The following is a 14,408-nucleotide window of genomic DNA, read 5'->3' as shown; positions in this document are numbered from 1 at the left end:
TATTCCTTTAAGCTTAAACCTGTAGCCAGAATGTCACTGGACCATCATTAACCAACGACACTTTCATGTCGGCTGCGAATCGGCCACGTTCCGTTGGCAACACTGATTCACATTGGTCTGAGAAATAGTTGTAAAGACGCTCAGCATCTTCTGGGTGAGCACCACGAGAGAAACCCGCTCGTGTCCCTTTCTTGGTATCGGCTGGCAAAGTGAATTGAGACACCACCAATACCTTACCTTCTACCTGCTTCACGTTTAGATTCATTTTATCGTCTTCATCTCCAAAGACACGATAAGTCGTTACTCGTTCCATCAAACGTTTGGCTTTGGCTTCGTCATCACCTTTTTCTACGCCTAACAGCACCAATAAGCCTTGCTCAATCTCCCCAACGACTTCGCCATCAACACGGACGGCAGCTTCACTTACTCTCTGGATCAGTGCTATCACTGTTGTTTCCTTGCTCTGTGATTTTGTCTTTATCTGACGAGTGTACCACTTCTTGCGAACCACTCCACTGTTCGTGCTCACCGAGCGCAGCGGTCACTTCAGCCCCGACTAACACAATAAGCCAACACAAATAAATCCAAACAAAGAGAATCGGAATCGCCGCTAGCGCACCGTAAATCAACTGGTAAGACGGAAACTGAGTAATGTAAGCCGCAAAGCCTTTCTTGCTGAGTTCGAACAACAGAGCCGCCACGAGAGAACCAACTGCCGCATGAGAAAAATGTACCTTTTTATTTGGCACTAGCAGATACAAACCGAAGAAAGCTAAGAAGGAAATGATCAAAGGAAGCTTTCGAATGACAGTGTTAAATGCGTCAGACACGATGTCATGTTGCAACAAACTTAAGGAAGTGACATAAGAAGTGACTGCAATGCTCGCTCCTACCAAAATAGGTCCAAGCGTTAATACCATCCAATACATAGAAAAAGACAACACCGCACGTCGCTTTTCGGTCACACGCCAAATGTAGTTCAGGTTCTTATCTATATTGGAAATCAGCATCAAGGCTGCGATAAACAAAAACACACTGCCCACCGCCGTCATCTTGCCCGTATTGGCGACAAACTCAAGCAAGGCACTGTTCACCGCATCACCTGACGCAGGCACAAAGTTGGTAATAATGAAGTTTTGAATCACCAGACCGACATCGGAAAAAACTGAAAACGAAGACAAGGTAGAGAGCAAAACCGTCAGCATCGGCACGATCGAGAGTAAAGTAATGTAAGCCAAATAGCCCGCATTTACGTTCACTCTATCGTGTGCCATCCGCGTGAGAAGATAGCGGTAAAACTGGATGCTTCCAGTGATTGCGTTTTTTATCTTCAACTTGTAACCCTCTTGTAACTCGTTCATAGTCCTAATTAATATTCCGTCATTTAACTATAGGAAACTAGGATGCCTTATTTAATCGTTATAGTCCTCTCTATTTTCACGCTTACTGGGTGCCAATCCGCTTATTACTCCGCTATGGAGCAAGTGGGCTACCACAAGCGCGATATTATGGTTGATAGAGTAGAAGACGCGAAAGAGTCACAACAGGACGCTCAGGAAGAGTTTAGCAGCGCGCTAGAGGCACTCAGCAGCCTGACTAACTTCAGTGGTGGCGACCTTGAAGATATGTACAACCAAATCAACGATAAATACCAAGACAGCGAGAAAGCCGCGCAAAATGTCAGTGACCGCATCGCTGCCATTGAAGACGTATCCGATGCGCTGTTCGCCGAGTGGCAGAGCGAACTAGACCTCTACACCAGCGACTCACTGCGCAGCTCAAGTGAACAAAAACTGCGAGACACTAAATCGTCTTACCAAACGATGCTGTCAGCAATGAAACGCGCTGAGAAGAAAATGGACCCAGTACTCAATACCCTTCGCGACAACACGCTTTACTTAAAACATAACCTCAATGCGAGCGCTGTCGGTTCACTGCAGGGCGAGTTTATGAGCTTAGAAAAAGACATCGCCTACGCGATCCAACAGATGAATGCTGCGATCGCAGAATCGGATAAATTCCTTGCTCAACTAAACCAGAAATAACGCCCGTAGGCACAAATAAAGATAAGCTCGTATGAACCCAATCATTATTACTGGCGGCCCTGGCGCCGGAAAAACCACATTGATCAATGCCTTGGGCGATGCGGGTTATCCTACCTTCGCTGAGTCCTCTCGCCAGTTAATCGAACAGCAGAGCCAACTTGAGAACGGTATATTACCTTGGTTAGACCTTCCGGGGTTTGCTCGCCTATGTTTAACCGTCATGAGAGAACAAAAAGACCAAGCCAGTCAGCATCCAGTCGCCTTTCTCGATCGCGCCATTCCAGATATCTGCGGTTACTTAACTCAGGCTAGTCTAGAGATAGATGCGACCTACCGAGAAGCAAGCCAAGGCTATCACTCACAAGCCTTGTTCTGTCGCCCTGAAGCTTCAATTTATGTGCAAGATGATGTGAGACCTTATCCGTTTGAGGAGGCGCTAGAGATTCACCACGCGTTAGAAAGAGTCTACCAAGAACTTGGTTATGAGGTTGTTGAAGTGCCGTTTATGTCGGTCGCTGAACGAGTGCAGTTCGTTGAAAGTCACCTAGGAATCAAAAACTAGATTCCAGATATCTCGCCCCTCGATTCTGTAATTATGATTCAATGAGTAAATGTTGAACACGCTCTTCGTATCTCGAATCTAAACAAACTAAAAAACAAAAGCCCCGAGCAGCTATGCTACTCGGGGCTTTCTTACTTATTCTAAAACGTATTGCTTGTTAGCTAGAAGCTAGTCAGCTGGCAATTAAGCCTTAGCTGGACGTGCTGCACGCTTACGTTCGTTTTCAGTAAGAAGCTTCTTACGGATACGAATGCTTACTGGCGTTACTTCTACTAGTTCGTCTTCGTCGATGAACTCAAGAGCTTGCTCTAGAGTGTGACGGATAGGTGGCGAAAGAACCTGTGCTTCATCAGTACCAGATGCACGAACGTTCGTTAGCTGCTTACCTTTCAGACAGTTTACTGTTAGGTCGTTTGAACGGTTGTGAATACCGATGATTTGACCTTCGTATACTTCATCCGCGTGCTCAGCAAATAGACGACCACGTTCTTGTAAGTTGAATAGTGCGTAAGTCAGAGCTTTACCAGTCGCGTTCGAGATTAGAACACCGTTGTTACGTTGACCGATTACGCCGCCTTTGTGAGGACCGTAGTGATCAAATGAGTGGTAAAGAAGACCAGAACCAGACGTTAGAGTTAGGAACTCAGTTTGGAAACCGATAAGACCACGAGAAGGCATCATGAAATCCATGCGAACACGGCCTTTGCCATCTGGAGACATATCCGTTAGCTCACCTTTACGTAGACCGATGTTTTCCATGATGCCACCTTGGTGCTCTTCAAGCACGTCGATAGTCACAGTTTCAAACGGTTCAGTTAGGTTGCCATCTTCGTCTTTCTTGATGATAACTTCTGGACGAGATACAGCTAGCTCGAAGCCTTCACGACGCATGTTTTCGATCAGGATAGATAGGTGAAGCTCACCACGACCTGAAACACGGAAGCGATCTGGGTTATCAGTTTCTTCAACACGTAGTGCAACGTTGTGTACTAGTTCTTTCTCTAGACGCTCAAGGATGTTACGTGAAGTAACGAACTTACCTTCTTTACCCGCGAACGGAGAAGTGTTTACTTGGAACGTCATTGTTACTGTTGGTTCATCAACAGAAAGCGGAGTCATTGCTTCAACATTGTTTTGGTCACAGATAGTATCTGAAATTTTCAGTTCACCAAGACCAGTAATCGCAATGATGTCACCAGCATTCGCTTGTTCAACTTCGTGGCGGTCAAGACCTAGGTAACCAAGAACTGTACCGACTTTACCATTACGCTTCTTACCGTCAGAACCAACGATAGTTACTTGTTGATTTGGTTTAACAGAACCACGTGTAACACGAGCAACACCGATAACACCTACGTAAGAGCTGTAATCAAGTTGTGAAATTTGCATTTGTAGAGGACCGTCAAGGTCAACTGCAGGCGCGTCTACTGTGTCAACAACAGCTTGGAACAATGGTTCCATGTCTGTACCAGTTTCGCCTTCAGTCATTGTTGCCCAACCGTTTAGAGCTGAAGCGTAAACAACTGTGAAGTCTAGTTGCTCATCAGAAGCACCTAGGTTGTCGAAAAGGTCGAATACTTGATCCATAACCCAATCAGGACGAGCGCCTGGGCGGTCAATCTTGTTGATTACAACGATTGGCTTAAGACCGTGTGCGAATGCTTTTTGCGTTACGAAACGAGTTTGAGGCATTGGGCCATCAACTGCGTCAACGATAAGCAGAACAGAGTCAACCATAGACATGATACGCTCAACTTCACCACCGAAGTCCGCGTGTCCCGGAGTATCTACGATGTTGATGCGGTAATCATTCCAGTTGATTGCTGTGTTCTTAGCAAGAATGGTAATGCCACGCTCTTTTTCGATGTCATTCGAATCCATGACACGCTCTTCAGCTTCACCACGAGACTCAAGAGTGCCTGACTGTTGTAGCAGTTTATCAACCAAAGTCGTTTTACCGTGGTCAACGTGCGCGATGATCGCGATATTTCTTAACTTATCAATCTGTGGAGTAGACATGGATTCTCGATTCACTCATAAAAGTAGCCGTCAGTTATCTCAAAAGTTTGGATAATAACCGCTAGCTTGATTTAAAAAACGGTCAATAATATACCAGATTCTAGACAAAAACCTAGAAATATGTGATCTGAACCAAAGCTTTTTTCTTAGTTAGCGATTCATATCCGCTAACTTTGAGCCAGTACGGTGCTGCACAGCTAAATTCGCAGAGCTCTCAAAAAACATCGCACGTGAGCTGCGAGCTAAATCTCTGGCAAAACCATAAAAGTGGATTGACAACTTAAGCAATTCATTGCTGAATGGTGCTCTCATATGTCATATATTGGTGCACAGGCAAACAACTGCACCAACAAAGTGCAATGAGAGATCATTTTGGTGCAAAAACTAAAATGAACAACACAGATAAACAAGTAAACCGTTGAAATTAATGGAATAATTTTTTTGGCACGTTTTTGGCTTTAGATAAATCAGCATCGATTAATGCACTTATAGACATTAATCAATGCTAGTTTCAACCGAATCGAGCTAATACCGAATTAATAACACTGGAGGTTATCCAAGATGTCAGTAGAAAATGTACTATCCCTGATCCAAGAGAACGAAGTTAAATTTATCGACTTACGTTTTACTGATACAAAAGGTAAAGAGCAGCACATCTCTATTCCTTCTCACCAAGTTGATGCAGACTTCTTCGAAGAAGGCAAAATGTTTGACGGCTCTTCAGTAGCTGGTTGGAAAGGCATTAACGAATCTGACATGGTAATGATGCCAGACGCAGCCTCTGCTGTACTGGACCCATTCACAGAAGACGCAACACTAAACATCCGTTGTGACATTCTTGAGCCTGCAACAATGCAAGGCTACGACCGTGACCCACGCTCTATCGCTAAACGTTCTGAAGAGTACCTACGTTCTACAGGTATCGCAGACACAGTTCTAGTTGGTCCAGAGCCAGAATTCTTCCTATTTGACGACGTTAAGTTCTCAAACGATATGTCGGGTTCTTTCTTCAAGATTGATGACGTAGAAGCAGCTTGGAACACAGGTTCTGACATCGAAGGCGGTAACAAAGGTCACCGTCCTGGCGTTAAAGGCGGTTACTTCCCAGTCGCTCCTGTCGATTCATCTCAAGACATCCGTTCAGCAATGTGTCTAGTAATGGAAGAGATGGGCCTAGTCGTTGAAGCTCACCACCACGAAGTAGCAACTGCGGGCCAAAACGAAATCGCAACTCGCTTCAACACGCTAACAACAAAAGCCGATGAGACTCAAATCTACAAGTACGTTGTGCACAACGTTGCTCACGCATTTGGTAAAACAGCGACATTCATGCCTAAGCCACTCGTTGGTGATAACGGTTCTGGTATGCACGTTCACCAATCTCTAGCAAAAGACGGCGTTAACCTGTTTGCGGGTGATAAGTACGGCGGCCTATCTGAAATGGCGCTTTACTACATCGGTGGTGTAATCAAACACGCTCGTGCAATCAACGCATTTGCTAACCCATCAACGAACTCGTACAAGCGTCTTGTACCTGGTTTTGAAGCTCCGGTAATGCTTGCTTACTCAGCACGTAACCGTTCTGCTTCTATCCGTATCCCAGTAGTACCAAGCCCTAAAGCTCGCCGTATCGAGCTACGTTTTGGTGACCCAGCTGCTAACCCATACCTATGTTACTCAGCAATGCTGATGGCTGGCCTTGACGGTATTAAGAACAAGATTCACCCAGGCGAAGCGATGGATAAAGATCTATACGACCTTCCTGCAGAAGAAGCGGCTGAAATCCCAACAGTTGCAGAATCACTACAAGAAGCTCTAGCTGCGCTTAACGAAGACCGTGAATTCCTAACCGCTGGTGGCGTATTCTCTGATGACTTCATCGATTCATACATCACTCTGAAATCTGACGATGTACAACGCGTGAACATGGCGACACACCCACTTGAATTTGAATTGTACTACTCAGTTTAATCCTCAGTTGGAAGTGCTGCAGCCCTTACCCTAACAGTGAAATCCACTGCAACATGTAAGAACTACTAAAAAATATTAGGCTCGCCTCGCAGGTGGGCCTTTTTTCTATTCTCCCCCCCTCTTCTTCTTCGTAACATGCCTTCTACCAAACACAATACAATCAACGCCAAACATCAAACCACCTGCGGTGGAAAGAGCCTAAACATATGAAAAATATACTGTTCTTAATCGGGTTAACCGTCGCACTCTCATGCACTGCTCAAACGGTATATACTTGGGTAGATGAAGATGGTGTGCTCCACTTTAGTGATACTCCTACCAGTCAAAGTGCCAAGTCCCTTCACTTACCTGACGTACAAGCTTCTGCGCCCGCGCCTAAATTTGAAAACTCGACACCCGTTGACGCTGCAGCTTCATCTGCAACTAAAACGGCAACGCCAGCTCAAACTCAACCAAAAACTACAGAACGCGAGGCACCAACTCAATTAACACTCACCATGCTAAATCCAGTTCATGATCAAACCATCCGTAGCAACCTAGGCTTAATCCCTGTTCAGATAGATCTTAACCGCAAACTCGGTATTGGAGAGCAGCTGCAATTGATGCTCGATGGACGCCGCTATGGCGCCCCGCAGACTCAAGCGAATTGGCAACTCAAAGACATAGAACGAGGCACACACACCATTGCCATTCAAGCACATAGAAGCGGCAAGCTTATTGCATCTACTAGTCCAGTCACCGTGTATTTACATCGAGCGACGATCAAGTAGGCCAATGTGCAAAAAGAGACGAGATTACCTCTACTTTTCACCGAATCGAAGCAGCTTTCAGCGACCCTAATGAATTACCTTTAGCTTCTGATTGATATGCGCCATACTTGAACTTAGCTTCGCACCAACTTGGTGCAGCGATAAAACACCAGTTCAAGGACGAAACAGTGAATCGATCAGCCAAAAGCGACAGTATAGATACAGATCATCTTTCCAGCGCCATTCTCGACAATATGGTGACCTCGACATTGATGCTCGATGAGCAACTGTATGTCCGATACGCCAACCCGGCGGCTGAACAGCTCTTTTCACAGAGCGCACGACGCATCGTTGATCATCCATTGAGCCAACTTATCCAGCACGCCTCTCTCGACTTAGCACTGCTCACTCAACCACTACAAAGCGGCCAGAGTATTACCGACAGTGACGTTACCTTTGTCGTAGACAACCGCCCATTAATGCTTGAGGTAACGGTTAGCCCAATTTCTTGGCAGCGTGAGACGTTGTTATTGGTTGAGATGCGTAAGATAGACCAACAAAGACGACTCAGCCAAGAGCTCAACCAACACGCGCAACAACAAGCGGCGAAGTTACTGGTGCGCGGGTTAGCGCATGAAATTAAGAACCCTTTAGGTGGTTTGCGAGGAGCCGCGCAGCTGCTTGGAAAGATGCTCCCTGATCAATCTCTGAATGAGTATACGCAGATCATTATTGAGCAAGCAGACCGCCTGAGAGCCCTAGTGGATAGGCTTCTTGGCCCGCAAAAGCCGGGAACTAAGTCAGAAGAGAACCTTCACCAGATTCTAGAAAAAGTCCGACAGTTGGTAGAGCTCGAATCGGGTTCAACGCTCGCTATCGAACGAGACTACGATCCAAGCCTACCTGATATTTTGATGGACTCTGCGCAAGTTGAGCAAGCTATGCTCAATATCGTGAGTAATGCCGCACAGATTTTAAAAGCCCAGGAATCAGGGAAAATCACCATTCGCACCAGAACAGTGCATCAAGCAAACATTCATGGGCAGCGACATAAGCTCGCTGCTCGCATTGAGATCAGCGATAACGGCCCAGGCATTCCCGACGAGTTAAAAGACACCCTGTTTTACCCCATGGTCAGCGGACGAGAGGGTGGCACAGGGCTTGGGTTATCGATATCTCAAAACCTCATCGATCAGCACAATGGGAAAATTGATGTTGAGAGTTGGCCGGGTAATACCACATTCACGATTTATTTGCCGATATAGGCGAAATCTTGTTTCCCACTGGAAACAACGTTTCATCGGCAACAACAAATACCGAACAATAAAAACAACAATGATTATCACAATAGATTTGGCTGCAAAGGAATTGAATTATGAGTAAGGGATACGTTTGGGTCGTCGATGACGACAGTTCTATACGCTGGGTCGTAGAGAAAACACTGTCATCTGCGGATATTAAGTGTGAAACATTTGCTGATGCAGAGAGCGTATTGCTCGCTCTTGAGCGCGAAACACCAGACGTTCTGGTGTCTGATATTCGAATGCCCGGCATTGACGGGATTGAGCTGTTACATCAAGTTCATCAGCGCTCCCCCGACCTGCCAGTGATCATCATGACCGCACACTCCGACCTTGATGCTGCGGTAAACGCTTATCAGAAAGGCGCTTTTGAGTATCTGCCTAAGCCGTTTGATATCGATGAAACGCTTACTTTGGTAGAGCGAGCCATCGCACACAGCCAAGAACAGAAGCGAGAACAAGCCAGCGAGGTGGTCGAAGAGACTAACGCACCCGAAATCATCGGTGAAGCACCGGCGATGCAGGAAGTTTTCCGTGCCATAGGGCGACTATCGCGTTCATCTATTTCTGTTCTCATCAATGGTGAATCGGGTACCGGTAAAGAACTGGTCGCACATGCCTTACACCGCCACAGCCCTAGAGCAAAGAACCCCTTTATCGCTCTTAACATGGCCGCAATCCCCAAAGATCTCATCGAGTCGGAGCTATTTGGTCATGAGAAAGGTGCCTTTACTGGCGCAAATAGTGTTCGCCAAGGACGTTTTGAACAGGCTAACGGTGGCACGCTATTTCTTGATGAAATTGGTGATATGCCACTCGACATTCAAACTCGCTTACTGCGTGTGCTTTCTGATGGTCAGTTTTATCGCGTGGGTGGCCACTCTGCGGTTAAGGTCGACGTTCGTATCGTGGCGGCAACCCACCAAGATCTTGAACGATTAGTGCATGAAGGTGGCTTCCGTGAAGACCTTTTCCACCGACTCAATGTTATTCGAATTCATATCCCTGCACTGCGCGAACGTAAGCAAGACATAGAGAAGCTTACTCATCACTTCCTAGCTTCAGCCGCAGAAGAGCTCGGGGTGGAAGTGAAGACGCTGCATCCTGAGACGGTTTTAAAACTGAATCAGCTGAATTGGCCTGGTAATGTTCGTCAGCTTGAAAACATTTGCCGTTGGCTCACCGTCATGGCCAGCGGTAGTGAAATACTCCCTTCAGATCTGCCACCGGAGCTGTTGGAAGAGAAAACAGTGGCCACTTCAGGCTCTGGAGATAACTGGCAACAACTGCTCGCTAATTGGGCAAAATGTGCCCTTGATTCAGGAGAAAAAGAGCTGCTCACTTATGCTCTGCCTGAATTTGAACGGATACTGCTGGAGGCTGCACTCAAACATACCAATGGTCACAAACAGGACGCAGCCAAAGTATTGGGATGGGGGAGAAACACCCTTACTCGTAAGCTCAAAGAACTGTACTAAGCTTATATGACTATCGGTGCAGCTACTTTTTTAATCAAAAAAGTGTCGCTTGGTGTTAATAGTATCAGTACAATTACAAAACGACATTCACCAAAATTGTAGCTAAAAATGTCTTTGAAAACACAAATTACATTGAGAACCGCAGTGGTTCTGCCATTCGTGATGATTTTTCTGTTCACTATGGGCGTAATGGTTTTCACTCAAAAGCAGAACTATGAAGAAACGGTGAGTGATCTTAGTACACGCCAACTAACATCACTCACTGATAACGTTCATCAAAGCCTCACAGAATTTTTAGAAAAGCCGTTTCTCGCTAACCTTTCACTCAGTCACAACATTGGTTATCACCACCTTTACCAAGCTGGTCACCTCAGTAAGGTCCAAGACTACATTCTTTATAAGTTTTCGAATCATTTTACGACTGTACCTCAACTCGATGTGATCGGCTTTGGCTCTGAAAACGGTAACTACGTCGGTTTCCGTAAAGAAGCTAATAATGGTTACACCTTGATGGTGCAAGATGATCGCACTCAAAATCAACTCGTGATCTATCGTGGTAGCCAGATCAGTGACGATATACGTTCAGTCATTTCGGGATATGACCCAAGAGTTCGTCCTTGGTATACGCCTGTTGCTAACCAGAAAAAAGCCTCATGGTCTCCGATTTACACTAATGCTGATGAACGCCAAGAGATCACCTTATCTGCCCTCGCCCCTATCTATGACGGCAACGAATTTAAAGCGGTTATCGTCAGTGACATCAAGCTCAATACCTTTAACGTATTTTTGAATAACTTGAAATACAAAACCGATGCCTCTGTCTACGTCATTGACCAACAGCAGCGCTTGGTTGCGCACTCCGGAGGAGGCAAGGTTGTCTCCAAAAGGACGGATAAAAGCCACACAAGTCAGCGCTTATTGGCTACAGAGAGTGACAACCCAATAATACGAGAGAGCGCCAGTTACGTTAACCAATTCCATTTGATTGAAAACAGGCAAATACAACGTTTCGACTTTACTCTGAATGGCGAGCGATACTTCAACCAGATAACGCCTTACGAGGATGAGCATGGCATCACATGGTTTATTGGTATGTCGATCCCTGAAACCAACCTACTCGGTGCATTACCAGAAAACCAAAGAAACAGCTGGTTACTTGGACTAACGCTGAGTTGCATTGGTGTCATCGCCGGATTAATTGCTTTTAATCGAGTGACCCAACCCATCACCTCCACCGCAGATGCAGCAAAAGGTCTAGCGACTGGCGATTGGGACAGCAGCATGCCGAAACCAGGTAATATCTATGAAACTAGCATGTTGGTAGAAGCCTTTAATGAAATGACTAACAACTTAAAGGCTTCTTTTGAACAATTACAGTCTCAACTTACCTATGACTCATTAACCAAATTGTACAGCCGAGAAGGTTTTATCGATGCTGTACAGAAAAATACAAAAACCGAGAAAGGCACACTGTATTTAGTCGGTATTGATCGCTTTCGCGACATTAATGACAGCCTAGGCCATTACAATGGCGACCAACTGCTCATCATCGCAGCCGCTCGTTTGAGAGGTACGCTACCATCTGAGTATCTATTGGCACGTACTGGTGGTGATGAATTTGCGATTTACGCGCCTGACGCTCTCCAAGAGGGAGGTGTTCATCAGATCACTAACCGCTTACTCCAAACCTTTGCGGCTCCATTTGCCATGGAATCCGAGAATGTCGTGATCAATGTCTCTATCGGTGTGGTTCATGTTTCAGGCACTAAAGATATTACATTGTGGCTGCGTAACAGCAGTATTGCCTTGAGTAATGCCAAGCAAGACAAGACTCGCGTCAGTATATACAGCCCAGAGATGGGCAACGCTTCTAGGCATCGAACCCAGATGCTAACACGCATCAATCGAGCAATTGAGCAACAACAGTTCGAGCCGTTCTATCAACCAATCATAGACCTTGAATCTGGCTCCGCCATAGGTGCAGAGGCTCTGGCACGATGGGTAACGAAAGAGGGCGTCATTTCACCACTTGAATTCATTCCGCTTGCCGAAGATACAGGGCTTATCTACGATATCGGCAAACAAATACTACACAAGTCCTGTCGAGATACCGCCATCGCCATTGAGTTAGGTAAATGGGACGAAGACTTCTCTCTGCACGTTAACCTTTCTGTCGATCAACTCACCGAAAACGGTTTCATTGACTTGGTTAAAAACACTTTGTCTGACACCAAGTTACCGGCCAAAAACCTCACATTAGAGATCACCGAGTCACGCATCATCGACAATGATCCAACGATCATCGAAAACATGCTAACGCTGAAAGCATTGGGTATCTCAATTGCGATTGATGATTTTGGTACCGGCTACTCATCGCTTGCTTACTTGCACAAGCTGCCATTTGATTGCCTTAAAATCGACCGCAGCTTTGTTAGCAAACTCGATCAAGAGAACCTCGACAGCTCCATCGTCGCAGCCATCGTTAACATCACTAAAGGTTTCAAAGTAAGCTTGGTAGCCGAAGGCGTTGAAACTCAGCAACAGGCTGAACTACTCAAGCAGCTACAGTGTCCACTAGCTCAAGGTTTCTTATACAGTCGCCCTGTTCCTTTTGATCAGTGGCCTACCAACATCACGAATCACAACAGTAAATAAAGCATGGCGTAACAATCAGCAGAGAATCGAATAAACCAAATACAAAAATGCCAGCATGATGCTGGCATTTTTTACATTTCTATTCTCAATCGAGCGATTAGATAACGCGAGAGAATTGTTGTTGGCGAGCCTTAGCGCGCAGGTATTTATCAAAACACATACAGATATTACGAATCAACAAACGGCCACGCAAAGTCACGCGGATTTCCTTGTTATCGACTTCAATTAACCCATCATTAATGAAGGTTTGTAGAAGCTCTAAGTCTTCCTTGAAGTAGCGATTAAAGTTAACTGAAAACTCAGATTCAATCGTGGTTTTATCAAGCTTAAAGTTACAAATAAGCTGCTTAATCACCTCACGACGCAGCAGATCATCATCATCTAGTACCACCCCTTTCCAAAGGGCATGGCGCAGGTCATTGACCTGAGCGTAATACTTCTTCAGCTCTTTTTGGTTCTGCGCATAAGCATCGCCTACCATAGAGATAGCCGAGACACCAAAACCAATCAGATCACATTCACCCTGAGTGGTGTAGCCTTGGAAATTCCGGTGCAGAATACCTTCACGCTGCGCGACTGCTAGCTCATCTTCAGGTAATGCAAAGTGATCCATGCCGATGAACTGGTAACCCGCCCCCGTTAAGGTCTCGATGGTATCTTGAAGAATCGCCATTTTCTCTTTTGCTTCTGGCAGGTCTTCGTCTTTAATCTTACGCTGCGCAGCAAACAGCTGAGGCATGTGTGCGTAGTTAAATACCGATAAACGACCCGGTTTCATTTCAAGCACTTGCTTCAGTGTTTCAGCGAACAAAGCTTGAGTCTGCTTTGGTAGGCCGTAAATCAAATCAAGGTTAGTTGAGCGGAAGCCTAATTCTTTCGCACGCTGAACCATTGCAATGATGAACGCTTCATCTTGCTCACGGTTAACCAGCTTCTGTACTTCTTTATTAAAGTCTTGCACGCCAATACTCAGGCGGTTAAAGCCTTCGCTACGTAGATGATCAAGGACATCTAATTCGATTTCACGTGGGTCAACTTCGATACTGATTTCAGCATCCGCGGTGAAGTTAAACTCATCACGTAGAATCATCATCAAGCGAGTGATTTGTGTCTTGGTCAAGAACGTTGGCGTACCACCACCGAAGTGCAATTGCGTCACTTCACGGCCATTCAATAAAGAGGCGCGTTGGCGGATTTCATGTTCAATCACATCAAGGTACTCATCCGCTTTATGCGAGTGACGAGTAATGACTTTATTACAACCACAGTAGTAACAAAGCTTGTGGCAGAACGGGATATGCACGTAAAGAGAGAGTGGACGCTCAGGATATTGAGTACACGCCATGTCGTAATCAGCGACGGTAAACGCTTCATGAAACTCCAACGCTGTTGGGTATGAGGTGTAACGAGGTCCCGAATAGTTGTACTTGTTTAAGATTTCTTGATCCCAAACGATTTGCTGATTCGTTGTTACTGGCTTGCTCGACATAGCGGTACTTCCAATTTAGATCCGCGAGAACCTAAGGTCTCTCAAATCATTTTACATACATTAAAATATAGACGGGCTATTTTGCCACACGACCTGTAAGGTCGTTCAAGACAAAATCAATTTTTCAAAGAAAAACTCA

At 45.6% G+C, this 14,408-nt stretch carries 11 protein-coding genes; 7 read left to right on the top strand and 4 right to left on the bottom strand.

From position 1 onward, the window contains the following. Positions 1–13: 13 nt before the first annotated feature. The gene (gene dtd, locus ACED48_RS06880) at positions 14–448 is read right to left on the bottom strand and encodes a D-aminoacyl-tRNA deacylase (protein WP_004735590.1); all 435 of its coding nucleotides are present in this window, start codon (positions 446–448) and stop codon (positions 14–16) included. Next, a complete protein-coding gene (locus tag ACED48_RS06875; protein ID WP_017055597.1) occupies positions 420–1,361 on the bottom strand; it encodes a virulence factor BrkB family protein in 942 nt (313 codons plus the stop codon). The genes dtd and ACED48_RS06875 overlap by 29 nt, the downstream gene beginning before the upstream one ends. 42 nt (positions 1,362–1,403) lie before the next feature. Between ACED48_RS06875 and ACED48_RS06870 the strand changes: the two genes are divergently transcribed. Then, entirely contained in the window at positions 1,404–2,045 is a 642-nt protein-coding gene (locus ACED48_RS06870) for a DUF2959 domain-containing protein (RefSeq protein WP_029626874.1), read from the top strand. A 31-nt stretch (positions 2,046–2,076) separates the two neighbouring features. Continuing rightward, entirely contained in the window at positions 2,077–2,607 is a 531-nt protein-coding gene (locus tag ACED48_RS06865) for an AAA family ATPase (RefSeq protein WP_017055595.1), read from the top strand. A 183-nt stretch (positions 2,608–2,790) separates the two neighbouring features. Here the strand turns inward: ACED48_RS06865 and typA are convergent, their stop codons facing one another. Further along, positions 2,791–4,626, bottom strand: a complete 1,836-nt coding sequence (gene typA, locus ACED48_RS06860; RefSeq protein WP_017055594.1) for a translational GTPase TypA — start codon at positions 4,624–4,626, stop codon at positions 2,791–2,793. A gap of 561 nt (positions 4,627–5,187) precedes the next feature. Here typA and glnA point away from each other — a divergent pair. From glnA to ACED48_RS06835, 5 genes are all read left to right on the top strand, one after another. Then, positions 5,188–6,597, top strand: coding sequence for a glutamate--ammonia ligase (gene glnA, locus ACED48_RS06855; RefSeq protein WP_017055592.1), 1,410 nt, complete (start codon positions 5,188–5,190; stop codon positions 6,595–6,597). 206 nt (positions 6,598–6,803) lie between these two features. Next, entirely contained in the window at positions 6,804–7,367 is a 564-nt protein-coding gene (locus ACED48_RS06850) for a DUF4124 domain-containing protein (RefSeq protein WP_017055591.1), read from the top strand. A 167-nt stretch (positions 7,368–7,534) separates the two neighbouring features. Continuing rightward, positions 7,535–8,611 carry a nitrogen regulation protein NR(II) gene (glnL, locus tag ACED48_RS06845; protein WP_029626872.1) on the top strand — a complete coding sequence of 359 codons (1,077 nt, stop codon included), beginning with the start codon at positions 7,535–7,537 and terminating at the stop codon, positions 8,609–8,611. Between the two features lie 110 nt (positions 8,612–8,721). Then, on the top strand, positions 8,722–10,125 hold the full coding sequence (glnG, locus tag ACED48_RS06840) for a nitrogen regulation protein NR(I) (protein ID WP_017055589.1): 1,404 nt from the start codon (positions 8,722–8,724) through the stop codon (positions 10,123–10,125). A 108-nt stretch (positions 10,126–10,233) separates the two neighbouring features. Then, complete coding sequence (locus ACED48_RS06835; protein ID WP_017055588.1) at positions 10,234–12,780, top strand: EAL domain-containing protein; 2,547 nt, start codon at positions 10,234–10,236, stop codon at positions 12,778–12,780. Between the two features lie 97 nt (positions 12,781–12,877). Here the strand turns inward: ACED48_RS06835 and hemN are convergent, their stop codons facing one another. Continuing rightward, the gene (hemN, locus tag ACED48_RS06830) at positions 12,878–14,269 is read right to left on the bottom strand and encodes an oxygen-independent coproporphyrinogen III oxidase (protein ID WP_017055587.1); all 1,392 of its coding nucleotides are present in this window, start codon (positions 14,267–14,269) and stop codon (positions 12,878–12,880) included. Positions 14,270–14,408 lie beyond the last annotated feature (139 nt).

The organism is Vibrio sp. 5S239 (assembly GCF_041439575.1).
GTDB lineage: Bacteria > Pseudomonadota > Gammaproteobacteria > Enterobacterales > Vibrionaceae > Vibrio > Vibrio kanaloae.
The sequence above is the reverse complement of the archived record's forward strand: the minus strand, read 5'-3'. Positions and strand labels throughout refer to the sequence as shown.

Coding starts and splice junctions, on each gene's coding strand:
- ACED48_RS06870 (WP_029626874.1), top strand. CDS start 1,404: ATGCCTTATTTAATCGTTATAGTCCTCTCTATTTTCACGCTTACTGGG.
- ACED48_RS06850 (WP_017055591.1), top strand. CDS start 6,804: ATGAAAAATATACTGTTCTTAATCGGGTTAACCGTCGCACTCTCATGC.
- ACED48_RS06835 (WP_017055588.1), top strand. CDS start 10,234: ATGTCTTTGAAAACACAAATTACATTGAGAACCGCAGTGGTTCTGCCA.
- ACED48_RS06875 (WP_017055597.1), bottom strand. CDS start 1,361: ATGAACGAGTTACAAGAGGGTTACAAGTTGAAGATAAAAAACGCAATC.
- hemN (WP_017055587.1), bottom strand. CDS start 14,269: ATGTCGAGCAAGCCAGTAACAACGAATCAGCAAATCGTTTGGGATCAA.
- ACED48_RS06865 (WP_017055595.1), top strand. CDS start 2,077: ATGAACCCAATCATTATTACTGGCGGCCCTGGCGCCGGAAAAACCACA.
- typA (WP_017055594.1), bottom strand. CDS start 4,626: ATGTCTACTCCACAGATTGATAAGTTAAGAAATATCGCGATCATCGCG.
- glnA (WP_017055592.1), top strand. CDS start 5,188: ATGTCAGTAGAAAATGTACTATCCCTGATCCAAGAGAACGAAGTTAAA.
- glnG (WP_017055589.1), top strand. CDS start 8,722: ATGAGTAAGGGATACGTTTGGGTCGTCGATGACGACAGTTCTATACGC.